The 23,285-nt window shown below is 48.9% G+C and carries 19 protein-coding genes and 2 pseudogenes; 18 read left to right on the forward strand and 3 right to left on the reverse strand.

All coding sequences use genetic code 11. The annotated features are described in order from the left end of the window. Positions 1 to 221 (reverse strand): response regulator transcription factor (locus ACTQ34_RS06325; protein WP_441363032.1); only part of this gene is annotated, 221 nt, incomplete at its 3' end. A gap of 90 nt (positions 222 to 311) precedes the next feature. Next, a complete protein-coding gene (locus ACTQ34_RS06330; RefSeq protein ID WP_441363033.1) occupies positions 312 to 1,352 on the reverse strand; it encodes a DUF6076 domain-containing protein in 1,041 nt (346 codons plus the stop codon). Positions 1,353 to 1,654: 302 nt separating this feature from the next. Between ACTQ34_RS06330 and ACTQ34_RS06335 the strand changes: the two genes are divergently transcribed. From ACTQ34_RS06335 to ACTQ34_RS06355, 5 genes and pseudogenes are all read left to right on the forward strand, one after another. After that, positions 1,655 to 1,885 (forward strand): helix-turn-helix domain-containing protein, encoded by a 231-nt coding sequence (locus tag ACTQ34_RS06335; RefSeq protein ID WP_004614947.1) that lies wholly within the window; start codon positions 1,655 to 1,657, stop codon positions 1,883 to 1,885. Positions 1,886 to 2,025: 140 nt separating this feature from the next. After that, positions 2,026 to 2,229 carry a hypothetical protein gene (locus ACTQ34_RS06340; protein ID WP_071422045.1) on the forward strand — a complete coding sequence of 68 codons (204 nt, stop codon included), beginning with the start codon at positions 2,026 to 2,028 and terminating at the stop codon, positions 2,227 to 2,229. Positions 2,230 to 2,585: 356 nt separating this feature from the next. Beyond that, positions 2,586 to 3,605 (forward strand): annotated as a pseudogene (locus ACTQ34_RS06345) (DUF4368 domain-containing protein); the annotation flags it as partial. A 36-nt stretch (positions 3,606 to 3,641) separates the two neighbouring features. Then, positions 3,642 to 4,049, forward strand: a pseudogene (locus ACTQ34_RS06350) (helix-turn-helix domain-containing protein); the annotation flags it as partial. Positions 4,050 to 4,488: 439 nt separating this feature from the next. Further along, a complete protein-coding gene (locus ACTQ34_RS06355) occupies positions 4,489 to 7,359 on the forward strand; it encodes an EAL domain-containing protein (protein WP_441363034.1) in 2,871 nt (956 codons plus the stop codon). 170 nt (positions 7,360 to 7,529) lie between these two features. Here ACTQ34_RS06355 and ACTQ34_RS06360 read toward each other — a convergent pair whose 3' ends face one another. Beyond that, the gene (locus tag ACTQ34_RS06360; protein WP_441363035.1) at positions 7,530 to 8,297 is read right to left on the reverse strand and encodes a DeoR/GlpR family DNA-binding transcription regulator; all 768 of its coding nucleotides are present in this window, start codon (positions 8,295 to 8,297) and stop codon (positions 7,530 to 7,532) included. A 445-nt stretch (positions 8,298 to 8,742) separates the two neighbouring features. Between ACTQ34_RS06360 and ACTQ34_RS06365 the strand changes: the two genes are divergently transcribed. The 13 genes from ACTQ34_RS06365 to ychF all read left to right on the forward strand — a co-directional run bounded on the left by ACTQ34_RS06365 (position 8,743) and on the right by ychF (position 23,111). Then, positions 8,743 to 9,780 carry a TRAP transporter substrate-binding protein gene (locus ACTQ34_RS06365; protein WP_441363036.1) on the forward strand — a complete coding sequence of 346 codons (1,038 nt, stop codon included), beginning with the start codon at positions 8,743 to 8,745 and terminating at the stop codon, positions 9,778 to 9,780. Positions 9,781 to 9,899: 119 nt separating this feature from the next. Next, the gene (locus ACTQ34_RS06370) at positions 9,900 to 10,406 is read left to right on the forward strand and encodes a TRAP transporter small permease (RefSeq protein WP_441363037.1); all 507 of its coding nucleotides are present in this window, start codon (positions 9,900 to 9,902) and stop codon (positions 10,404 to 10,406) included. After that, the gene (locus ACTQ34_RS06375; protein ID WP_441363038.1) at positions 10,403 to 11,698 is read left to right on the forward strand and encodes a TRAP transporter large permease; all 1,296 of its coding nucleotides are present in this window, start codon (positions 10,403 to 10,405) and stop codon (positions 11,696 to 11,698) included. Before ACTQ34_RS06370 ends, ACTQ34_RS06375 begins: the two co-directional genes overlap by 4 nt. A 72-nt stretch (positions 11,699 to 11,770) precedes the next feature. Then, positions 11,771 to 12,742: a thiamine pyrophosphate-dependent dehydrogenase E1 component subunit alpha gene (locus ACTQ34_RS06380; protein WP_441363039.1), complete on the forward strand. Its 972-nt coding sequence runs from the start codon at positions 11,771 to 11,773 to the stop codon at positions 12,740 to 12,742. Positions 12,743 to 12,764: 22 nt separating this feature from the next. Next, positions 12,765 to 13,739 (forward strand): alpha-ketoacid dehydrogenase subunit beta, encoded by a 975-nt coding sequence (locus ACTQ34_RS06385; RefSeq protein WP_441363040.1) that lies wholly within the window; start codon positions 12,765 to 12,767, stop codon positions 13,737 to 13,739. Between the two features lie 20 nt (positions 13,740 to 13,759). After that, positions 13,760 to 14,956, forward strand: coding sequence for a CaiB/BaiF CoA transferase family protein (locus ACTQ34_RS06390; RefSeq protein WP_441363041.1), 1,197 nt, complete (start codon positions 13,760 to 13,762; stop codon positions 14,954 to 14,956). A 27-nt stretch (positions 14,957 to 14,983) separates the two neighbouring features. Continuing rightward, positions 14,984 to 15,868, forward strand: coding sequence for a CoA transferase subunit A (locus ACTQ34_RS06395; protein ID WP_441363042.1), 885 nt, complete (start codon positions 14,984 to 14,986; stop codon positions 15,866 to 15,868). 13 nt (positions 15,869 to 15,881) lie between these two features. Next, positions 15,882 to 16,685 (forward strand): CoA-transferase subunit beta, encoded by an 804-nt coding sequence (locus ACTQ34_RS06400; protein WP_441363043.1) that lies wholly within the window; start codon positions 15,882 to 15,884, stop codon positions 16,683 to 16,685. 57 nt (positions 16,686 to 16,742) lie between these two features. Continuing rightward, positions 16,743 to 17,717, forward strand: a complete 975-nt coding sequence (locus ACTQ34_RS06405; RefSeq protein WP_441363044.1) for a carbohydrate kinase family protein — start codon at positions 16,743 to 16,745, stop codon at positions 17,715 to 17,717. A 93-nt stretch (positions 17,718 to 17,810) separates the two neighbouring features. Beyond that, positions 17,811 to 18,932 (forward strand): 4-hydroxybutyrate dehydrogenase, encoded by a 1,122-nt coding sequence (locus ACTQ34_RS06410; protein ID WP_441363045.1) that lies wholly within the window; start codon positions 17,811 to 17,813, stop codon positions 18,930 to 18,932. Positions 18,933 to 18,947: 15 nt separating this feature from the next. Then, the gene (locus tag ACTQ34_RS06415) at positions 18,948 to 20,255 is read left to right on the forward strand and encodes an acetyl-CoA hydrolase/transferase family protein (protein WP_441363046.1); all 1,308 of its coding nucleotides are present in this window, start codon (positions 18,948 to 18,950) and stop codon (positions 20,253 to 20,255) included. Positions 20,256 to 20,286: 31 nt separating this feature from the next. After that, entirely contained in the window at positions 20,287 to 21,732 is a 1,446-nt protein-coding gene (locus tag ACTQ34_RS06420) for a 4-hydroxyphenylacetate 3-hydroxylase family protein (protein ID WP_441363047.1), read from the forward strand. A gap of 275 nt (positions 21,733 to 22,007) precedes the next feature. After that, complete coding sequence (ychF, locus tag ACTQ34_RS06425) at positions 22,008 to 23,111, forward strand: redox-regulated ATPase YchF (RefSeq protein ID WP_441363048.1); 1,104 nt, start codon at positions 22,008 to 22,010, stop codon at positions 23,109 to 23,111. Positions 23,112 to 23,285: the final 174 nt, after the last annotated feature.

Consider the following 23,285-nt stretch of genomic DNA (forward strand, 5'->3'; position numbering starts at 1 on the left):
ATGGGGCAAGTAATAAGCTCCCGAATTTTCTGACAAAGGGTCAATCCGTCTATGTCCGGCATATTGATGTCGAGCAGGATTAAATCGGGCTGTCTTGCTAATTTTTGAAGTACTTCATTTCCGCAATAAGCGGTCAACACCTCATATTGAGAAGAAAAATAACTCGCCATCATATCTACAATTCCCGGTTCATCATCAACAATAAGAAGCCTTTGTTTCATGCTATCATCTCCATTTGCAATTCATAATATTTATCGTAACAGCCAAATCTCAAAAAACGCTCAAACTTTTGCCGTCAGGAAAGTATAAAATCAATAGACTGATAAATTTATTATAATATTACTCTGCTGATACAGCCAGTCCGTAAATTCTTTCGGGCTGGCTGTCTTTTCTTTTACAGCCTTTTTTCTCTTCAATGCTTCTTTCTTGAACGCTTCAAAAGCAGTCAGCATTTCTTCCAGCTGGTCAGCCGGGAATCCCGCTGTCCTCTTCGCTTTGTTGATCTTATTGCGCCAGTTCTGGCATTCATTTTTATAAAGCAGGTCATAGTTATTTTCTCTTGCCCTCTCGTCAAATTCCCGCTTGTTTTGAAGCACCTGTGCTTTTCGGCACTTGTCGCTGCACAGCTCATACCGCTGGCTCTTTGCCAGAAAATATTTTCCACAGACCTTGCACCGCCGGAAGCAAAGCCCCCAGTCATTCAGCCTGTTCAGATAATAGGTAATCAACGGGTAGAGGGACGCATAGGCAGACACACATTCTTCTGTGCGCCGGTTGTCCGGGAACCAGAGGTCAAGCCGGGTATCTTCTGACGGTGCGCCTTTGAAATAAAGGCTGCCAGCTTGAAAATGTTTCGGTTTTCCTGTCTCCCTGTCAAAGCTCATGGCTTCGTTATGGAATACCCCGGTCAGGCTGCTCATTTTATCCATGAAGCGGTCACAGGCAGCGTTACGGTCACGGGGTTCTCTGGCAAGCAGATAGCTGTTCCAGATACGGAACGCCACATACATTTTCAGAGGATCGTTGCTAAGATATTTTCCCCAGAGAAATTCGCTTGCCGCCTGTTCCAGCTCCGGCTGTTTCCATCGGTTGGAGTGGAGGGCTTGCCGCAGCGGAGAAAGCCCGTATAAGTTCCAGTCTCTGTCCGTGTCACGCTCAAAGTTTATCAAAAAAGTTCCCAGCGGGCGTGTCATATCACAAAGCACCTCTGCGTTTTGGCTCCCGTTCAGCTGGAAGCGGATCTGCTGTTCTTCCCCAATCAAAATCCGCTCTTTCATTTTCTTCCTGTCCAGCGTCAGGACAAACAAAATCCTCTCAAAACATGGCTCATGCCGTATAAACTGATTCTCCATCCCTATCTCCTGCCTTTGATTATGGTAATTATATAATTCAGTTATATCCGTTACACTCATGGTATCGCAGAAGCATTGTTTTGTCAAGGATAGTGCGCTATGATGATTGCAGTTGGTAATTTTGTACCAAACAGTACATTGACAAGTGAATGACCGTCCAAAAGGGATATGACCGGCAGGAGAAGTGACGCATCCGGCGCACCAATGCAGGGAAACACCGCAGGAATGGGGCAGGAAAACGGCTTTTGGGGAGAACGGCAACAGGAAGCATTTTAATCTATTTGATTTATGGGAGGAACAGAATGAACGATAAAAAGAGATTGAACAGCTACGAGGATTTACCGCTGGTTCTGGATGTGGCGGACATTCAGCGGATTATGGGAATTTCAAGAGCGAGCGCCTATGAGCTGGTACACACACCCGGCTTTCCGGCGTTCCGCAGGGGCAGGCTTATCAAGGTCAGCAAAATTGCTTTCTTTGAATGGATGGCAAAAGGCTCCGAAACCGTACCGAGAAGTGACAAAAAAGCGTGAGGTATTATCCCCTGACTGCAATACTGCCGCACTTTCCAAAGGGGCATACAGAGGGAAAAAAACTTAAAAATGATACCGAAACGCTACACCAAAACAGCCTATCTGCGTACATCAGATAGAAACGGAGAAAGGAGCCGGTTATGGCAAGAATGAGCAACAAGCGACGGCTGGAATGGTCTTTCTTCTTAAATGACCGCAGCCGTATCACTTACAACGAACTGTGCCGGAAATGCCAGCACGAATGTAAACAGAGCTTCCGGGCGGTTGTGGTTGACTGCCCGAAGTATCTTTCCAAGCGTTCCAAGAAAAAGGGCAAGACTGCCGGAAACGGCAAAATCCCTTAGGAACTAAAGGCGCACTTCTATACATAGTCTAAAGACCATGTATCGTGCGTCCTGCGGAGCTTACCTCTGCCGCTGATAAAATCAGCAATCCGAGGTCTGCGTTCGCTTCGCTCCGACAAGGTGGCTACACCCCCTTGCGCCGCTAAAGCAGCTATCCCCTGTGTACCCGCCGAAAAGAGAAATCCGCTCTGCGGTTTTCCCTTTTCATCGGGTTTTATAGAAGCACTGACACACAGACTGTCTGCGGATGGTCTTTCTTTATCTTATCAGCAAAGGATGTGAGAACATGGAAAAATCTTTGGAACAGTTAAAGCAGGAATATGAAAAAACCACTGTCCTGCTGGAACGGGAAAAACGGAAAATGCAGCGTTACACGGATTCTGGTGGAAGAAAAAGTACCTACCCCCGGCTGGCTGAACTATGAAAGATATGGGACTTTCGCCAATATCTACGCCGGTGCGCCCGCAGAAAAAGCCTATGCGTGGACGATAGCACAGGTCAAGAGCATTTTGAAAGAGGAAACCTACATCGGTCACAGTGTTCACAACAAGCAGAGCAACATTTCATTCAAGAACAAGAAAAAGGTGCGGAAGCCGCAGGAAGAATGGTATCGTGTGGAAAATACCCACGAAGCCATCATTTCCGAAGAAGTGTTCCAAAAAGTTCAAGAGCTGATTGCAAGCAGACGCAGGAAACGCAGAAACGGTACGACACAGATTTTCGCAGGATTGATAAAATGTGCAGACTGCGGATGGTCTTTAGCCTATGGGGAAAACAAGCAGAATAAGAACCCATACGGGTACTACCATTGCAGCAAGAACGGACAGGGATTACGCCAGTGTTCCATGCACTATATCCGTTATGATGTACTGTATGCCTATGTGCTTGCAAGACTGCAATACTGGTCTATGCTGGCACAGAAAGACGAGGACAAGCTGCTGAAACGGCTGCTCAATGCCAGCGACAGAGAAAGAAACTCTGCGAAGAAAAAGCAGGCTGCGGAGCTGAAAAAGGCGGAAAAGCGTAAAGCCGAGGTTGACGGGCTGTTTGCTAAAATGTATGAGGACTGGTCTGCCGGACGCATAACCGAGTATAATTTCAATATGCTGTCCGAGAAGTACCAGAACGAGCAAAAGGAGCTTGAAACAAAAATAAGACAGCTTCACGAAATGATGGAAGCCGCCGTACAGACCGCAGCGGATGCTGAAAAGTGGATTGCCCTAATGAAACAGTATGTCAACCCTGTGGAGCTGACCGCCGAACTTCTGACCACTCTAATTGAAAAAATAACCGTCCACGAAGCTGTCAAGGGCGAGGACGGAAGCCGTGAGCAGGAAGTAGAAATCTACTACCGCTTCATCGGCAAAATCGACTGACCTTTCTTTTTTACCCAACAATATCTTTAATTAAGGGAAACGGGATTGTCAGTTCCCGATTCTGATATGTTAATCTCCATATCGGAAGTGCTTGAAACACCTGTGAGCACATTGCTTGGAGAAACCGTCATTGAGTCGGAGGTTGATGGCTTAAAGGCGATTTCCGAAAAGCTGGAGGTGATTAACTTGCAACTTGCGCAGAGAAAAACGACAAGGCAAAGGATTCTGCATTGGTTTTTTATCTCATTATGTATAGCCATAGCAGCAATTTCTGTAATCCTATTTCTGTTAAAAAGTCCTTACTTGGGGTGGGATTATAGTGACCCTGAAACCGCCGTTCTCGGAGTGGCATTTCATTCATTGGAATGGCTGTTTGTCAGAGTAGCGCCGATTATCTTTCTTGGTGCAATCGCTGGAATTTTCTTTACACGGAAGAAAGAATAAGACCATCCTGCTTTTGAGGAAAAGTTTCCCGTCTTTCATCATCGGCTGCCCGCCCTTACGCTCCGAGCAGGAGAGCCAGGACGCCGCAAAACACGCAGGAAACCATATCGGACTAGGTGCATTTCTTCTGCAATGAAAACAGTTTTAACTTTGCTCCATGGTATGAATCCGCCCCCGTACTATCCAGTAGAACGTGTTATCAAACAAATTGGGTGCAGTTTGCTCGTAAAATGACTGGTGGGTCTTTATTTGAAAGCGAAGATGGTTTGCTTTCATTGTTATCATAAGGCTGTTTTCTGTTTTATCAGATTGCTCTATCAGAATTTTTGCTATTTCTTCTTAAATTTGTCGAAAAGTGACAATAATTGACTTATGTGTCTAACCGGAGTAGAATAAAGAAAAATAACGCGAAAATTATTGACAGAGAGATGTGGCCGATATGAAATATTTACAAAATATGGTGGCGTTTCTGGTTGTCAGTATAACGTTGCTCTGTCATTGTGCTGCCGCTTTTGCACAGACTCCATCTGAAACCGTTGTGCGCGTGGGCTTTCCTATTCAAGCGGGGATATCCTATATTGATGAAGATGGAAATTACGCCGGATATCTGGTAGATTATTTGGACCAGCTTGAGCTATTTACGAATTGGCAGATTGAGTATGTCCAAGCAGAGGGAGATTTGGATACCCAGTTATCTACGCTGTTGGATCAGCTGGAAAATGGTGAAATTGATATGATGGGCACCATGAACCGTAATGCAGTCTTGGATGAGATGTTTCTCTACCCTGACTACAGCTATGGATATACCTATACCGTTCTGACAGTCCGGGATGATTCCGATTATATTGTGGAAGATTTTTCTGATTGGGATGGAATTGTCATTGCGTCCTATCCTGGAATGGCAGCGAGAATGGAGCTTTTTGATCAATATGCAAAGGTCAACGGTTTCACTTATGAAGTGATCGAGTATGAGACCAACGAAGAAATGATAAATGCGGTCTTTAATGGTGAAGCAGATGCAGTGCTTCAGGTGGACATTTCTATGCTGGATGGTTTGATGAGTATTGGGCGATTTTCTCCTTCTCCTTATTATTTTGCATTATCCCCCGAACGAGAGGATTTGCTTCCGCAGCTCAATTCTGCCTTGGAGATTGTGTCTGTTTCCTATGAAAATCTGCAGAAAGAACTGTATGAGCGCTATTTCCTTGATTCTTCCGATCATTTCCGTGCATCAGGGGAAGAACTGGAATATGTTCAGTCGTTGGGAACCCTTCACGTGTTGTTTTTCACGGGGAATGCACCATTTCAATATATTCAGGATGGTCAGCTGAAAGGATTTGCCGTAGAGTACTTCGATGACTTTGCCAAGAGCGTTGGACTGCAATATGAGGCAGTGATAGAAGATGATTTGAGTGCGGCAACTGAACTGGTGAATACCGGACAAGTGGATTTGATTGCTTGTATCGCAACGGATTCTGCACTTTCCTATGAAAATGGGATCTGCCTGTCGCTCCCTTATTATCGCAGTTATGCCATTCGGACTTGTTCTGCGCAACACATTGATGATGCAGAGAAACACATACTGGGATTTAATATGAACACAGAGGAAGCCTTGGAAAATGTGTTGTCCGATAATAATTGTTATACGTGGATTGATGGTTATTCCTTAAATTATTACCTTCGCAAAGCAGTTGTTTATGATGACATTGTGACTGACTGGGCTGATGCAAAGGAATTTTGTTATGCAGCTGCAGTGATAAATACTCTTCCCGAAGCCGGTAAAATGGTTTCTCTGCTAAATCAGTTCGCCAGTTCTATAAGCGATCAGGAAACACAAGAGCGTCTGTCGACTTACCTTTTGGATGAAATGGAGTACACTCCAAAAGAGTGGCTCTTGGCAAACAGAGCGGCTATTGTGGTTATCTCTATCAGTGTCATTTTGGTTATAGGTGTGTTTGTCTTCTATATTTACCACAAAAAAATGGCATATAAAACACTGGTTAGTGAGAACAAAGTGCTGCATCTTTCCATTTATGATGAATTAACAGGCGCATATAATCGCACATATTTTTGTAAGCTTATGGAGCAGAAGATTGCACGCGGTGAGCCTGGGGCGCTGATTGCTTTAAATATTCATAATTTCAAGTATATCAATGATACCTATGGAACACACAGGGCAGATCAGCTTCTCTGTAAGATAAAAGATATCTTAGCCGCCAATCTGAGGGAGGATGAGTTACTCTGCCGGCCCTCCGGCGATTGCTTCTATCTTACGGTTTCGGACTATCTGCTGGAGGATATCAATCGCCGGGTGGAAAAAATCCAATCGCAGATAAAAGCAATGGCAGAGGATTTGTTAGATGGTTACCAGATTTCTATGTACTGCGGTGCGGTTTCTTCCATTACCTCCCCGGATCTATCCAACACCCATACAAATTTAAATTGCCTGATTGTGGCATTGGCACATGCAAAGCGAGAAACTGGATCTATCGTATGCATGTACAATGAATCCATGCACAGGGAGGAGCAGCTGCGACAATACATTGAAGCAAATATGCATCGAGCGCTTGCAGAGAATGAATACCAAATCTATCTTCAGCCGAAGATGAATCTGCACACTGGTCAAATAGATAGCGCGGAAGCGTTAGTGCGTTGGCAAACAAAAGAACGTGGGCTTCTTTTTCCCAATCAATTTGTCCCTCTGTTTGAGCAGAACGGATTTTGCAAGCAACTAGACCTTTACATGCTGGAAAAAGCCTGCCAACTGCTGCGCAGCTGGATGGATGCCGGGATTTCTCCTATAACTATCTCGATTAATCAGACAAAATCACTTTTTGTCAGTGATAATTATGTGGAAGATTTGCTGGAAATTACATCCCGCTATCAGGTATCGCCGCAGTACATTGTGCTGGAAATTTTGGAAGGTCTGGCCTTTGAAAATAGCACGGAGTTGAATGATACCATTGCGCATCTTAATGAGGTCGGATTCCGCGTGTCTATGGATGATTTTGGCTCTGGTTATTCATCCTTGAATACATTAGGAAAACTGCATATTGATCAGATAAAATTGGATCGGATGTTCTTGATGGATTTAAGACAGGAACAAAGAACTTCCCAATATGAAGTGCTGCTTTCCATCTTTGCAATGGCAAAAAAACTGGGAATTGAGACAGTCGCAGAGGGCGTTGAAACAAAGGAGGATGAGGCGTTAATCCGTTCCATGGGATGTGACTACGGGCAAGGATATTATTACAGCAAGCCGCTCCCGGCCAATGCTTTCTATTCCATTCTTTTCCCCAACAAGCAATAAACTTTATTAAAAAATTCAAAAACCCCGAAAGTCTTTGACTTTTGGGGTTTTTGACTGGATGGATTTAAAGCAGGAGATGCGTAGGCGTCAATCGGAACTGGATTGTTTCCAACAGGACAGCATCGATGCGGGGCAGGAAGACAATAGGCGTCTGTCGGCAGGTTATCTTGTTATCTGTCCGAATTTGGTGTGATGATACGGATGCCAAGCGATTGTAAAACATGCAGATCTTGTTCGGTGATTCGGTTATCTGTAACGATTGTGTCAATTTCAGAGGGAGCGGCAAAAGTGAAGAATGCGGTCTTATTGAATTTGCTGTAATCTGCCAGGCAAATGGTTTGTGCAGAAGCGCGCATAATCGCACGTTTCACTTCCCCCTCTTCGGATGAAAAGACCATCAATCCCTGCTCGGTGTCAAAGGCGCTGGTGCCGATAAAACATTTATTGGCGTGATAATTATTAAGCATCCGAATTGCATCCCGACCAGCGTAGGTAAAGCCAAATTCTCTTCGTAACTTCCCGCCGGTAGAAAAAAGTGTGATTTTCTCGTTATAGAGCAAAGTGTGGGCGATAATCGGGTCGTTGGTGATGACAATAACCTGCTTATCCAGAAGTTTTGCCAACTCAAGCGTAGTGGAGCCTGAATCCAAAATGATAATATCGCCGTCGTCGATAAGAGAGATTGCCTTGCTTGCAATCTCTTTTTTTTCGTCCAAATGCTTTTGCTTGCGCGATGGGATGGGGTAGATTTCGCTAATACCGCTCGGCAGGGTGGCGCCGCCATGTACACGAACGGCAAGCCCCATTTTTTCGAGAGTGGTAAGGTCTTGACGTATGGTTTTTTCGGTGACCTTCAAAAGCGCGCTTAGTTCGGAAACTTCGACGTTTCCTTGTGATTCCAGCACGCTTGTAATGGTTTCAAGCCGTTTTGTACGCATAACATTCACCTCTTTAAATTATAGTACCCGGTAAACATTTCATATTATATCATCCGAATTCTAAAATAGCAATAGCTATCTCGAAGAAAACGAACAAAAACGAACCTAAAGAGAAAAATAAAAGTAAAATTATGTATTATGATATAAGAAATAGAAAATAGAGGATTAAAATTAGTTACATATATAGAAAAATTAATGCAATAATTGTTAAAAAACTCTTGATTTTATGCTGTAGGTATGATAATGTTCTGTTAAGGAAATAAAAGAACAATAAGAGAAAAAAACAAACTTCAATGCGCATGCAATACAGGTGTCATGCCAGAAATAAGGTTCGATAAAGTACCTTTTGGTGAGTGGCACGATAGGAGGGGATAAAAAGCATATGCAGTTCCTGTATGGTGTATAGGTGATGAAAAGAATGGTGTTACGTGGAGGAGGATTTGATATGAAGAAAAGATTTTTGGCAATGTTATTGGCATGTGCTACGGCAGCTGCGGTGTTGACCGGTTGCGGTAATAATAATTCGGCCGGCACGCAAAGTGAAGGCCAGAGCGGTGACGGCGAGACTTATCTCATCAAATATGCAACCGTTCGATCCTCTGATCATGGTATTGAGAAATTGGTACAAGAGTATTTTGACCGTCTGGAGGAAGAGTCCGGCGGACGTTTGACTTTTGAGTGTTTTTGGGATAGCAGCATGGGCTCTGCTCGTGAGATTGCAGAAAGCTGCTATGCAGGAACGTTGGATATGTTTTGGGGTGGTTCGGGCGATCTGACGGTATATGCACCGGTTGCAGAGATTCTGACCAATCCGCCTTTCCTGTATAAGGATGAGGAGCATGCAGCGCGTGTTCTGGACGCGGTTTGGGATGAGGCCAGCGCAATGATTGAAGAGACCGGATTTAAGCCGCTGTACCATTCTTATCAAGGAACACGACAGCTGATTTCCGTTAAGCCGGTTTATCAGCTTAGCGATATGGCAGGATTGAAGAAAAGAACACTGAATACCGATTATTTCCTCGGTTTGTTTGAAACCCTGGGCGCGGATCCGACTCCGCTGGATGTGAGTGAGCTGTATACGGCGCTGCAAACCGGTGTTGTACAAGCGGGCGGCGGCGATCTGGATATGATCAAAACGAAGGGCTGGTACGAAGTAGCCAAAAACCTTACGATGTACAATATCATCTGTGTTCAGGGTATCCCGGTCATGAATCTGGAAAAGTTCAATTCGCTTCCGGAGGATCTGCAGACCCTGATGCTGGATGTCGGCAAGGATATGGTTATCCGAGGAAATGAAGAGATTGGCAAGGACGAAGAAGAGACGCTGCAGGAACTGATTGATGAAGGCGTTAATGTCATCTATCCGACAGAGGAAGCAATGGAAGAGTTCCGAGCAGCAGTAAAGGATTACGCAAGTGATTACGCCAAGTCGCTGGGAGACGACGTAGGCGCGATTTATGAAAAGATGCTCACGATAGAATAAAAAACTTAGGTGTGATTACGCATATGGCGGGGGATATCGGGAGGAAAATCACATCCTCCGCCATGCGGTTCGCGCATCAGAATGGATTCCGACAATGAAATAAGGAGGTGTGGTATTTCGTGATCTTTTTAAACGCTTTGCGGCGGGCAGAACGGGTGATCATGTATATCTGCTATACAGCATTGGTGGTGGCAACGCTGATTGGTATTGTGGTGCGTGTCATACCGGGCATGCCGGCAGTGTCCTGGAGTATGGAGCTGAGCCGTTTCGCAATGGTGTGGATGGTAATGCTGATAAACGCAGTGAATATCCAACAAAGGGACGAAATTGTCATTGAGGTGCTGATTACCCGTGTGCCGGATTCGGTTCGCAGAATCATGGCTTTGGTTAGTGATGTTTTGGTCATCGGTTTCTTGACAGTCATGCTGGTCTATGGGTTCAAGGTGTGTATGGCAAATGCAGGCCAAATGACAGCGTCTCTCGGGGTCACAATGCAGATTATCTACATTTGTATGCCTCTCGGCGCATTTTGCATGCTGCTGGAAAAAATCATTGTTTTGGTACAGGATTTTCGGTCTAAAAAGCCGATCAAGAATGCAGATGAGGAGGCGATCGAGCAATTATGAGCGGTACGGCTTTGATTATCCTGCTGTTTGGCATGATGTTGGTAATGATTTTTATTGGCGTTCCGGTCGCGTTTTCGGTCGGCATTTCTGCGATGACGGCATTGGCGATCGAGGGCATCCCCATGACGCAGCTGATTACGAAAATGTTCGGCGGCGTGGATTCCTTTACGGTGCTGGCAATTCCCTTTTACATATTGGTCGGATCGGTGATGAACAGCGGTGAGCTGACTGCAAAACTCGTAAAATTTGCAGACAGTTTGGTTGGTCACGTGCGCGGTGGTCTGGCGCATGTAAACGTGTTGGCAAGTATGTTTTTTGCCGGCATCTCCGGCAGTTCAACGGCTGACTCGGCCTCCATTGGATCGATGCTGGTTCCGGCGATGGAAAAGGAAGGATACGATATTAAGTTTTCCGCTGCGATCACAGCCGCTTCTTCCTCCATCGGCCCAATTATTCCACCGAGCATTATGATGGTTCTTTATGGATCGCTGACGGGTGTTTCGGTCGGCTCGTTGTTCTTGGGCGGTGTAGGCCCCGGTATCCTTTTGGGCGTATTTCAAATGATCTGGACGATGATCGTACTGCCAAAGGTCTATCATCCTGCGACGGAAGTCCAAAAGAAATTCAGCTTGAAAAATGTGTGGAGCAGTTTTCTGTTTTCCTTCCCGGTGCTGGTTATCCCGCTGATTATTGTGGCCAGCATCGTGGGCGGTGTATGTACGGCAACGGAAGCCGGCGTTCTGGCATCCGCGTATTCGATTATCATCAGCCTGTTTTTATACAAGACCATTACATGGAAGCAGATGCCTGCGATTTTGCTGGATGCGGCGAAGAGCACCGGCATCGTACTGTTCCTGATGTCGACAGCAGCTGTTTTTGGTAATGTTCTGACTCTGCTGCACTTCCCGGCGATGTGCGTAGAGTTTTTGCAGAGCTTAACTACCAACCCCACCATTATGCTGTTTATTGTAATCGGCTTCCTGTTTATCCTCGGCTTCTTCATTGACGGAACCGCAATCATGATTATGTTCGTGCCTGTGCTGGAGGAGATTGCGCTGGCGATGAATTATGACCCGATTTTCTTCGGCGTTATTGTAACCGTGTCCATCCTGATTGGCGGTATCACGCCTCCGGTTGGTGTGCTGCTGTTCGTCAACGCGAAAATTGCAAAAATATCCATGGATGATATGATACGCGGCATATGGCCGTTTGTGGTGGTCATGCTGCTGTTGGTTGTTGTGTGCGCACTATGTCCGCCGATCATTACCTTTATTCCAAATGCACTGATGTAGAGGAAATGATGAGGAGAACATAGTCATAGAGAACTACTTTGTAAGGGCAGTCAACTGAGGAGGAAATCACAAATGAAGTTGTCAAAGGAAAAAATGCTGGACATTTATCGGCATATGTATCAAACCCGCATCTTTGAGCGGGAATGCGAGATTTTGAATAAGAACAAATCCATTTTGGGCAGCATTCACGGCAGCATGGGAGAGGAGGCCACATCGGTTGGCCTGGCAGCGCTGCTGCGTGAGGATGACGTGCTTTCGCCTTCCTATCGTGATCCGGGTGCTTTGTTTACGAAAGGTTTAACTACATTGGATTTGGTAGGCATGCTGTTTGCGAAAGAGTGCGGAAAAACAAAGGGACGTACTCGCGTGCTGCATGTTGGCGACCTGAGTAAGGGTATTTATCCACCCAATCCCATTCTGGGTGCCTCCTCAGTCATTGCCAATGGAGCGGCTTTGGCATTTAAGATGAATGGCAGCGATCGAATTGTGCTGAATATTATGGGTGATGGCGCAAGCAATGAAGGCGCGGTGCATGAAGCAATGAATTTTGCAGCAGTAAAAGGGCTGCCTATCATTTTTGCTATTGAAAATAATTCTTACGCATGGTCGACTCCGTTTAAGGAAAACTTCAAAATTCATTCGTTCCTGGAGCGTGCGGTGGGTTATGGTATGTTAGGCCTGATTGCAGACGGATATGATGTGCTGGATGTTCTGAATGTTATGGATGAGGCGATCACCCATGTCAGAAGCGGAAAGGGACCGGTTCTGGTTGAGTGCCGTACGTATCGCTGGTCGGGCCATTCGGGAAACGACAAAAATGTGTACCGCACGCAGGAGGAAATCATCCGGTGGAAGCAGAATTGCCCGATTGCAAAATTCGCAGGATATCTGGTTGCTACCGGCAATAGTACCGAAGAGGAACTGGCTGCAATTCGTGAGTCCGTGGAAAAAGAAGTGATGGATGCAATCGAATATAGTCGTAACGCGCCATATCCCGATCCGAGCGAATTTTTCTGTGATGATGTTATGCTGGCGAACGAATGAGCATAGGACGGAGGAAAGTAACATGAAGACAATGACATATCTGGAAGCGTTGCGTTCCGCTATGGAGGAAGAGCTTACTAAGGATGAAAATGTATTTCTCATGGGCGAGGATATCGGAAAGTATGGCGGTTGTTACGGCGTAACGTCCGGCCTGGTTGAAAAATTTGGAGCCGACAGAGTCATGGATACGCCGATTTCCGAGTTGGCCATCACAGGAGCGGCGGTAGGCGCTGCCATGCAGGGGAAGCGTCCGGTAGTAGAAATTATGTATGCGGACTTTCTGCCGGTATGCGCAGACCAAATTGTCAATCAGGCCTGCAAAATGCGATATATTCTGGGTAAGGATGTGGAAGTGCCGCTGGTTATCCGTACAGCATACGGCGGCGGTGGACGATATTCGTTTAATCACTCGCAAAGCCCGGAGGCGTGGTTCTTGAATGCGCCCGGCTTGACAATTATGATGCCTTCGACCCCTGCGGATGCCAAGGGAATGATGGTCTCCGCGATTCGCTCCAACAATCCGGTACTGTTCTTTGAGCAGAAACATCTATATAAAACACTGGAAGGTGCGGTGCCGGAGGAAGAATATGAGGTGCCGATTGGCAAGGGTGACATCAAGCGCGAGGGAAAAGATATAACCGTTGTGGCAACCGGCTGGATGGTACATAAGGCGCTGGAGGCAGCGGAAAATCTGCAGAAGGACGGAATTGAGGTAGAGGTTCTGGATCCTCGCACGCTCAAGCCGCTGGATGAAGAACTGATTCTGCAATCCGTGCGCAAAACAGGTCGATTGCTGACGGTGCATGAAGCCTGCCTGACTGGCGGATTCGGCGCTGAGGTATGTGCTATTGTAACCGAAAAGGCGTTTGACAGCCTGAAAAAGCCGGTTAAGCGCTTGGCTGCGCCGGATTCTATTATTCCTTTCGCACCGAATCTGGAGGATGCATTCTATCCGGATACGAAAAAGCTGGAAGAGGCCATTCGGAGCATGATGTAACGCGGAAAAGAGGATGAAATATGGATAAACCGTTGAAAGGCATCCGTGTGCTTGATTTGGCGCGTGTGTTATCAGGACCGCATTGTGCCATGTTGCTGGGAGATATGGGCGCAGAGGTTATTAAGGTAGAAAAGCCTGGTGAGGGAGATATGACACGGAGCAATCTTCCTAAATTTCATGGGGAAAGCACCTATTTCATGGCGCATAACCGCAATAAGAAAAGTATTACACTCAATTTCCGCAAGCCGGAGGCAAAACAGATTTTCCTAAAGCTCGTCGAAAAATCGGATGTCATAATTGAAAATTTCCGCGCCGGCACAATGGAAGCGATGGGACTGGGCTATGAAGTGCTTCGTGCGGCCAATCCCAAAATCATCTTGACGCGGATTTCGGGTTTTGGACAGGATGGGCCGTATGCCGACAGAACCTGCTTTGACGGCGCGGCACAGGCGATGAGCGGCATGGTTGACATTACTGGAGATCCGGGCGGCGCGCCCTATATGACGGGAACCTATATTGTGGACTACACAAGCGCGCTTTATGCCGCGATTGGAACGTTGGCTGCATTGCGCAGTGCGGAGCAAACGGGAAAAGGGCAGGTTGTAGACGTAGCGCTTCTGGATGCGGCGTTTTCTATGCTGCATACGGCTGTGCCTGACTACTTTATGCTGGCACAGGAAATGAAGCGAAACGGAAACAATGACAGATATATGTGGCCGGCAAACATCTATCCGGCCAAAGGCAATCGTTGGGTATATATCCACGCCGGAATGGAGCATTGCTATAAAACCTTGATGCAGTATATCGGGCATCCGGAAGCGCTGGATGATCCGGAGCATGGTGCGACAAGAGCGGCGCGGTCTTCCGATGCGGGCAAGGCGTTTAATGACGCGTTAATTTCCAATTGGACAAAGCAGCATGAGGCGGATGAGGTTATCAGTGCAATTGCGCCGCTGGGCATTCCTTGTGCAAAGGTGAATACGATTGGCGAAGCGATGCAGGATCCACAACTGCATCATCGCAATATGATAGAGAAATATCGCCGTGCAGACGGCGAGGAAGTTGTTTTGGCCGGTTCGGTTATCCACTTTTCCGAGACGAAATTCGACAGCAAAAATGCGCCCCCGAAACTGGGAGAGCATAACCATGAAGTGTTCTCGGAAATTGGGCTTAGTGAGGCGGAAATTGCAAAACTGCATGAAAATGCGGTGATTTGATACAGATTGCATATGGAGGTCGTAGAAATGAAGAGCAAATTGATCACATTGGAAGAAGCGGCCCGATTGGTGCCTTCCGGCAGTTCGATTGCGTTTGGCGGCAGTATTTTACGCCGTCAGCCAATGGCGTTCGTGCGTGAACTGATCCGTCAGGGAAAGAAGGATTTGGCGGTCTATGGTTACCCTTGCGGTCTGGCAACCGATATGCTGGCCGGCGTTGGCGCTGTTAAGCGTGTTGAGGCGGTTTATACAGGCCTGTTTCAGTTCGGCATGTCATATAATTTCCGCCGTGCAGTAGAAAATGGGGAAATTGATGTGAGAGATTATCCTGAGGTTGCGCAAGCAGCGCGGTATCAGGCTGCGGCGATGAATATTGATTTCATTCCCACAAAGGATATGCTGGGCACCGGTATGGCCAAGTATAATCCGGAAGATGTTGTGGAAATGGTAAGTCCGTTTACCGGAGAAAAGTATCATGCGGTGAAGGCTGCGAAAACCGACTTTATCGTTTTGCATGAATATGTTGCGGATGAATATGGCAATGTCCAGTGGCCGGAGCATCGTGATGCAGACGATTTGGATATGCTGATGGCAAAGGCGTCCCAACGACTGATTGTAACAGTTGAAAAAATTGTGCCGCATGGTCAGATTACCTGTCAGCCGAATCGCACCTTTATTCCCCACACGTGGGTAGAGGCTGTGGTGGAAGTGCCGTTTGGAACCCATCCGGCCCCGTGCGACGCATATTATGATGAAGATGACGAGCACATGGCGCTCTATCAGAAGCTGGCTAAGGAAGGCACCTGGTATGAGGAATATGCGAAAAAATACATTTACGGAGTAAAGGATCATTGGGAGTATCTGGACAAGGCGATTACGTCATCCCATATGGCCAAGCTGATCGTGCGGTAAGGAGGAAAGAATCATGGCATTTTATACCTGCAATGAATTGATGGCAGCGGCCACAGCCAGAGAATTAAGAGATGGCGAACTCGGTTTTATTGGTGTGGGCACGGATGGACGCGCTTATACCTTGGCGGTTGGTATTCCAATGGTAGCGGCGCGTTTGGCGCAAATGTCACATGCCCCGGATTTTTCGATTTTCTGGAATAATCTTCTCAGTCCGAAACTGGATGAGATCCCGCCGTATCTGACACAGGACTACCTTACCAAGTGGCCGTGCGCTTTTCAGCCGGTCACCTGCGAAGATAAAAACGAGATGCTGGCAAGCGGGCGTTTTGATGTCAGCTTTGATTCCGCACCGCAGATTGACCGCTTTGGCAATATGAATATCACAGCCATTGGCGAGGATTACAAAAAGCCCAAGGTTCGTCTGGTCGGCTGTCTGGCGCAGCCCGATCATTTCGCATTTGTGAAACGGCCGATCATTCTGACCGATCTGAAAAAACGTACCTTTGTGGAAAAAGTGGATTTCATCACCAGCGTGGGCTACCTGGAAGGCGGGGACAGCCGTGTAAAGGCAGGCCTCAAGCCATACGGTCCGTGGAAGGTGATTACCGACAAGTGCATTCTCAATTTTGACAACGAAGAGCGGGAAATGCAGCTGGAATCCCTGCATCCTGGCGTCACGTTGGAGGAAGTTCTGGATAATATGGGTTTCCGTCCGCGTATTCCCGAGACGATCCAGACGACAGAAGAGCCGACGGAGGAGCAGGTGAAGGTGATTCGCGAGACGATTGATCCGAATCACAGCCTGCTTCGGGCTTGATAAATTGCGCAAGATTCTCTGGCCTGTGGAGAGAGATTCAGGCGAAAGGAGAAGGCAATGAAGGTTATTTGCTATGGCGAATTGATGATTGATATGATTGCAGAAGGCCGTCAATCCATTTGTGAGGCGACAGACTTTTGCAAGCATGCCGGCGGGGCGGCGGCCAACGTGGCAACGCAGATAAGTAAGCTGGGTGGACAGGCTGCTTTTTTGGGAAAGCTGGGAGATGACGCATTCGGTCATTACTTAATGCAGTACATGCGCCGGCACAAAGTGGATACACAAGGCGTGGTCGTAGATCCGGCTCGCCGCACTACCGTAGCATTCATTGGATTGGATGAGCAAGGGATACCGAGTTACTTATTCTATCGCGCGGGCGGGGCTTCGGAAACCATTACGCCGGCTGATATGGATGAATCCTACATCAAGCAAGCGGATATCGTTTACTCATCTTCTCTGATGCTGACGGCTCCGCAGGTGAGGGAAACGACAAAATGGATTTTCCAAATTTGTAAGGCGCAGGGAATTGTGGTTGCGTTTGATTTGAATTTACGCTTGTCTGCGTATGAAAGTGCTGCAAAGGCGCGCGAAACGGTAAAAGATATTTTTCCGCAGCTGGACATCTTGAAAATCAATGATACGGAACTGGATTTTTTGCTGGACAAAGAATCGGAACCGGTAGAGGGAGGGAAAAGCCTTCTGGCGCAATATCCGAATCTGAGGGTATTGATTATTACCTGTGGTGCGGAAGGTGCATACCTGCTGAGACAAGATGGACAACCGGTATTTATGGCGGCCCGTCAGGTGAAAGCAATCGATACCACCGGGGCCGGAGACAGTTATATGGGTGCCTTCCTCTATGCGTATGGGTTGTTCGAGGGTGACTTGAGCCGATTGGAATGTATGGCGGAATGGGCTGCTGCGGTGGCAGAGCTTACAGTACAAGGCCATGGTGCTATTGACGCAATGCCTGATTTTGCAAAGGTACAAGCGTATTGCAATCAAAATCATATACAATTGCGTGTGAAATAGTTCCAGCTCTCTTCTTCCAGAAAAGGAGGCTTGCATCAGGACAAGCCTCCTTTGTCTGTCTATGGGGGAGATTCGGGAAAGGAGATAAGATAAATGAAGTCATTTCAATTGATGCCGGGCATCATAGAATATAAGCATTTTATGGATTTTGCAAAGTCACTTCATATCGGCGCGCGCGACCTGATTTTAACCAATGAGTATATTTACAATCCGACGATTGCGGTGCTGAACTTGGGCTGCCAGACGTGCTTTCAGGAAAAGTACGGCGCGGGTGAGCCTACCGATGTTATGGTGGATGCGATTCTGAACGACCTGCGGCATAAGGACTATCACCGCATCATCGCGGTCGGCGGAGGTACGGTCATTGACATTGCCAAAGTGCTCGCAGTAGCGGACAGAACGGACACGGTGGATACGTTGTATGACAATGTGGAATCGCTGCGCAAGGTGCATCCGCTCATCATCGTGCCGACGACCTGCGGCACGGGCAGCGAGGTGACCAATATCTCGATTATCAACCGCACGACCAAGGGCGTCAAGGTCGGTCTGGTGTCTCCGGAGATGTTCGCGGACGAAGCGGTGCTGATACCTGAGCTGCTGCAAAGCCTGCCGTATCCCGTGTTTGCCACTTCGTCAATTGACGCGATGGTGCACGCGGTGGAGAGCTACCTCAGCCCGAATGCTTGCGCAATCAGTGAGCTGTTTTCGGAAAAGGCGCTGCAGCTCATCCTGCGCGGCTGGAAACAGGCGGTCGCGTCCGGCAGTAAGGATGGCTGGAAACAGAATGCGCTGGAATTTTTGCGCGCTTCCAACTTTGCGGGCATCGCGTTTGGTCATGCAGGCTGCGCGGCTGTGCATGCGATGGCTTATCCGCTCGGCGGTGTGCATCACATCCCCCACGGACAGGCGAACCAGCTGATGTTTGCTGATGTCATGCGCAAATATCAGGAGAAGAAGCCGATCGGCAAGCTGGGTCAGCTGGAAGATCTGCTGGCGGCCGAGCTGGATGTCGAGCCGGTGTTTGCTCTGGAAACGCTGTACCGTCTGATGGATGAAGTGCTGAAGAAAGACCCGTTGCGTAAGCATGGCGTAACCGAAGCGGAACTGCCGGACTTTGCGCGCAATGTCATCGAGACCCAGCAGCGCCTGCTGGGCAACAACTATGTGGAGCTGACCGAGGACGATATCCTTTCGATCTACCGCGCGGCGTTTTAAGCGGGAGGGGCAGGAATGGACTGGAGGAGCTATTACAAAGCGCACACCATGACGCCCGAGCAGGCGGTGAGCGTAATTCGTGACGGCGACCGCGTGGTGTTCGGTCACGCGGTGGGTGAGCCAATCATTTTTCAGCGCACGATGGCGCGCATGGCGGAGCAGTTTCATAATGTGGAAGTCGCGCACATGGTCTATCTCGGCTCGGGCGATTACCTGCAGCCCGGCATGGAGAGTCATTTCCGGCACAATGCCCTGTTTGTGGGAGGCGCGGCGCGCAAACCGATCGCGGAGCACCGCGCGGACTACACACCGGTCTTCTTTTCGGATGTGCCGCGCATGTTCCGGGACGGTACGCTGCCGGTGGACGTGTTTGCGTTCACCTGCTCGCCGCCGGATGAGCGCGGATATGTGTCGCTTGGATTGTCCTGCGACTATGGTGCACAGGCGGTCAAGTCTGCCAAAACGGTCATTGCGGAGGTCAATCCGAATATGCCGCGCACCTATGGCGAGAGCTTTGTGCATGTGTCCGAAATCGACGGTTTCCTGTGCTCATGGGAGCCGCTGCCGGAATCCGCTCCGGCCAAAATCTCGGAAGAGGACCGGCAGATCGGCAAATATATTGCCGACCTCGTGCGGGACGGCGACTGCCTGCAGCTCGGCATTGGCGCGCTGCCCGATGCGGTGTGCTCGTTTCTCGAGGACAAAAAGGATCTTGGTCTGCACACCGAGATGATTTCGGACGGCGTGCTGCCGTTGCTGGAAAGCGGTGTTATCAACGGCAAGCGCAAGCAGCGCGATGTAGAAAAGGTGTGTGTCACCTTTTTGATGGGAACCCGCCGGCTGTATGATTATGTGGATAACAATCCGATGATCCGCATGCTGCCGGTGGATGTGTGCAACAACCCGGCCGTTATCTCGCAGAACGACAACGTTGTGTCCATCAACTCGTGCGTCGAGGTGGACTTGCAGGGACAGGTGTGTGCGGAAGCAATCGGTCTGCGGCAAATCTCGGGCATCGGCGGACAGATGGACTTTGTGCGCGGCGCGAACCTGTCCAAGGGCGGCCGTTCGATTATCGCACTGCATTCGACCACCAAGGATGAGTCGGCATCCAAGATTGTGGCGACGCTGGCAACCGGCGCGCCGGTCACGACCAGCCGCTGTGATGTCAACTATATCGTCACCGAGTATGGTGTGGCGCAGCTGCGCGGGCAGACGCTGCGCGAGCGCGCCAAGCGGCTGATTGCGATTGCGCATCCCAAGTTCCGCGCAGAACTGGCAGAGGAATTTGCGCAACGCTTTGGGGAAAAATTGATGGTTTAAATCCGAATCACGGGAAAGAAGGATATATGATATGATGACCAAAGAACAATACATTGCATCCCTGCGCAAGCTGCATCTGAATCTGTACCGCTTCGGGGAAAAGGTGGAAAACGTGGTGGACGATCCGATTGTGCGTCCGTCGCTCAACTCCTTTGCAGCAACTTATGCGCTGGCGGAGGAGCCGCAGTATGAAGATTTGATGACTGCAACCTCCAACCTGACAGGCAAGAAAATCAACCGCTTCACGCATCTGCACCAGTCGACCGATGACCTGATTCGCAAGGTCAAAATGCAGCGTCTGCTGGGTCAAAAGACGGCGGCGTGCTTCCAGCGCTGCGTTGGACTGGATGCGGCAAATGCAGTTTACTCTACGACGTATGAAACCGATGAAGCCTGTAAAACAAAGTATCACGAGAATTTTATCAAATTCTGGTCTGATGTGCAGAATAATGACTGGGCGGTCGACGGCGCGATGACCGACGTCAAGGGCGACCGCGGGCTGTCCCCATCGCAGCAGGCGGATCCCGATCTTTTCCTGCATGTGGTGGAGCGCACCGCGGACGGCGTGTATGTCACGGGTGCCAAGGCGCATCAGACCGGCTATTTGAACAGCCACTATGTGCTCGTGATGCCGACCATCTCAATGCGCAAGGGCGACGAGGACTATGCGGTTTCGTTTGCCTGCCCGACCGATGCGCAAGGCATCACACTGATTCTCGGCCGTCAGTCCTGCGACACCCGCAAGCTGGAAGAGTACAACGACATTGATGTGGGCAACAAGGTGTACGGCGGCCATGAAGTGCTGGTCATCTTTGACCGCGTGTTCATCCCGAACGAGATGATCTTCCTCAATGGCGAGGTGGAATTTGCCGGCATGATGGTGGAGCGTTTTGCGGGGTATCACCGTCAGAGCTACGGTGGCTGTAAGGTTGGTGTAGGCGATGTGCTGATCGGTGCGACCGCGCTCGCGACCGAGATGGCGGGCTGTGCGAAGGCAAGCCACGTCAAGGACAAGATCATTGAGATGACGCATCTAAACGAAACACTGTACTGCTGCGGCATCGCGTGTTCCAGTCAGGGCACCAAGACCAAGAGCGGCAACTACCTGATCGACCTGCTGCTGGCAAATGTCTGCAAGCAGAACGTCACGCGCTTCCCATATGAGATTGCGCGGCTCGCGCAGGATCTGGCAGGCGGCATTATGGTGACGCAGCCGTCCGAGGCGGATTACCGCAACCCGGCAACGCATGACTATATCGAGAAGTATCTCAAGGGCGTAGCAAGCGTTCCGACCGAGGACCGTATGCGTGTGCTGCGCCTGATCGAGAACATGACGATGGGCACGGCTGCTGTCGGCTACCTGCCTGAGTCCATGCACGGCGCGGGCAGTCCGCAGGCGCAGCGCATCATGATCGCGCGTCAGTCCAATCTCGAGCAGAAAAAGAAGCTCGCCAAGGAGATTGCACGCATCCAATAAATCGAATAGAATGGCACGAAACGGATGAGACGAGGCGCTCCCTTCGGAAGGGCGGTGGAACAGGACACCGCTGCTTTTGAAGGGAGCGTTTGGCTTGGAAGGAGGGGTGGGACGCCTGCATACATCACTTTTCGGTTAAAACTTATGCTGAGCGTTCGAAAAGAACTTGAGGGAAAGAGCGTAATCTGTTATAATAATCCTATTGCGATAAGCGCTTTTTCTGAAATATAAAGAGGTTGCGCGCGTAAAAGCCGCAAAAGGAGATGTAAAGATATATGAAATTAGGTATCGTTGGGCTTCCGAATGTGGGAAAGTCCACATTGTTTAACGCGATTACGCAGGCGGGCGCAGAAAGTGCAAATTATCCCTTCTGCACCATCGACCCCAACGTGGGTATGGTTGCCGTGCCGGATGAGCGTTTGCAGCCGCTGACCGAGTTGTACCACGCGAAAAAGACAACGCCTGCGGTGGTGGAGTTTGTGGATATTGCAGGTCTTGTGCGTGGCGCGAGCAAGGGCGAGGGCTTGGGAAATAAGTTTTTGTCCCATATCCGTGAGGTCGACGCTATTGTGCATGTGGTGCGCTGCTTTGAAAACGAGAATATTGTGCATGTGGAAGGCTCGGTCGACCCTGCACGTGATATTGAAACCATTAATCTGGAGCTGATCCTTGCCGATATCGAGCATCTGGAGCGTCGCCTGGAGCGTACGCGCAAGGCGGCCAAGGCGGATAAAAAGCTGCTGGCGGATGTGGAGATTCTGGAAAAGCTCAAGGCGCATCTGGAAGAGGGTAAAACCGCCCGTACGTTTGAGGGCTTCGCAGATGATGAAGATGTGCAGCGCGTAATCAGGGAAAGTGATCTGCTGTCCGCGAAAAAGGTGATTTATGCCGCCAATATGGATGAGGCGGGCTTTACCGGCGACAAAACCGAAAACGAGCGTCTGGCGGCCGTGCAGAAAATTGCGGATGCAGAAGGCGCGATAGTGCTGCCGATTTGCGCAAAGCTGGAAGAGGATATCGCGGGCATGGATGCAGAGGAGAAGGAGATGTTTCTCTCCGAGCTGGGTCTGCACGAATCCGGCTTGGATCGTTTGATTAAGGTATGCTATGATTTGCTCGGACTGATGAGCTACCTGACCGCAGGCGAACAGGAGGTACGTGCGTGGACGATTGAAAAGGGTACCAAGGCACCGCAGGCGGCAGGCAAGATCCATTCGGACTTTGAACGCGGCTTCATTCGTGCCGAGGTGATTCAGTATAAGGACCTGATTGAACTCGGTTCGCTTGCGGCTGCGCGGGAAAAAGGCTTGGTTCGTTCGGAAGGTAAGGAATACGTGATGCAGGACGGAGATGTGGTTCTCTTCCGCTTCAATGTTTGATAAAATCATATAATTTTCGGAAAGCACCGTTTTTAACGGTGCTTTCCGTTGTTTATGGCATAAAAACGGGCATGCTGTTATTTTACCGAATTGTTATTGCTTCCCCCACTATTGCAGTATATAATAAGAACGGCGAATCATGTCGAAGGACCGTGGATATGCTGGTTTTTGTTT

Origin of the sequence: Agathobaculum sp. LCP25S3_E8 (genome assembly GCF_052117165.1) — a bacterium.
In the GTDB taxonomy this organism is placed as follows: domain Bacteria; phylum Bacillota; class Clostridia; order Oscillospirales; family Butyricicoccaceae; genus Agathobaculum.

What these genes read in the sequence shown, in the direction of transcription:
- ACTQ34_RS06415 (WP_441363046.1), top strand. Translation starts at nt 18,948, where the DNA reads ATGGACTGGAGGAGCTATTACAAAGCGCACACCATGACGCCCGAGCAG.
- ACTQ34_RS06340 (WP_071422045.1), top strand. Translation starts at nt 2,026, where the DNA reads ATGGCAAGAATGAGCAACAAGCGACGGCTGGAATGGTCTTTCTTCTTA.
- ACTQ34_RS06365 (WP_441363036.1), top strand. Translation starts at nt 8,743, where the DNA reads ATGAAGAAAAGATTTTTGGCAATGTTATTGGCATGTGCTACGGCAGCT.
- ACTQ34_RS06400 (WP_441363043.1), top strand. Translation starts at nt 15,882, where the DNA reads ATGGCATTTTATACCTGCAATGAATTGATGGCAGCGGCCACAGCCAGA.
- ychF (WP_441363048.1), top strand. Translation starts at nt 22,008, where the DNA reads ATGAAATTAGGTATCGTTGGGCTTCCGAATGTGGGAAAGTCCACATTG.
- ACTQ34_RS06420 (WP_441363047.1), top strand. Translation starts at nt 20,287, where the DNA reads ATGATGACCAAAGAACAATACATTGCATCCCTGCGCAAGCTGCATCTG.
- ACTQ34_RS06390 (WP_441363041.1), top strand. Translation starts at nt 13,760, where the DNA reads ATGGATAAACCGTTGAAAGGCATCCGTGTGCTTGATTTGGCGCGTGTG.
- ACTQ34_RS06405 (WP_441363044.1), top strand. Translation starts at nt 16,743, where the DNA reads ATGAAGGTTATTTGCTATGGCGAATTGATGATTGATATGATTGCAGAA.
- ACTQ34_RS06375 (WP_441363038.1), top strand. Translation starts at nt 10,403, where the DNA reads ATGAGCGGTACGGCTTTGATTATCCTGCTGTTTGGCATGATGTTGGTA.
- ACTQ34_RS06410 (WP_441363045.1), top strand. Translation starts at nt 17,811, where the DNA reads ATGAAGTCATTTCAATTGATGCCGGGCATCATAGAATATAAGCATTTT.
- ACTQ34_RS06395 (WP_441363042.1), top strand. Translation starts at nt 14,984, where the DNA reads ATGAAGAGCAAATTGATCACATTGGAAGAAGCGGCCCGATTGGTGCCT.
- ACTQ34_RS06380 (WP_441363039.1), top strand. Translation starts at nt 11,771, where the DNA reads ATGAAGTTGTCAAAGGAAAAAATGCTGGACATTTATCGGCATATGTAT.
- ACTQ34_RS06330 (WP_441363033.1), bottom strand. Translation starts at nt 1,352, where the DNA reads ATGGAGAATCAGTTTATACGGCATGAGCCATGTTTTGAGAGGATTTTG.
- ACTQ34_RS06385 (WP_441363040.1), top strand. Translation starts at nt 12,765, where the DNA reads ATGAAGACAATGACATATCTGGAAGCGTTGCGTTCCGCTATGGAGGAA.
- ACTQ34_RS06355 (WP_441363034.1), top strand. Translation starts at nt 4,489, where the DNA reads ATGAAATATTTACAAAATATGGTGGCGTTTCTGGTTGTCAGTATAACG.
- ACTQ34_RS06335 (WP_004614947.1), top strand. Translation starts at nt 1,655, where the DNA reads ATGAACGATAAAAAGAGATTGAACAGCTACGAGGATTTACCGCTGGTT.
- ACTQ34_RS06360 (WP_441363035.1), bottom strand. Translation starts at nt 8,297, where the DNA reads ATGCGTACAAAACGGCTTGAAACCATTACAAGCGTGCTGGAATCACAA.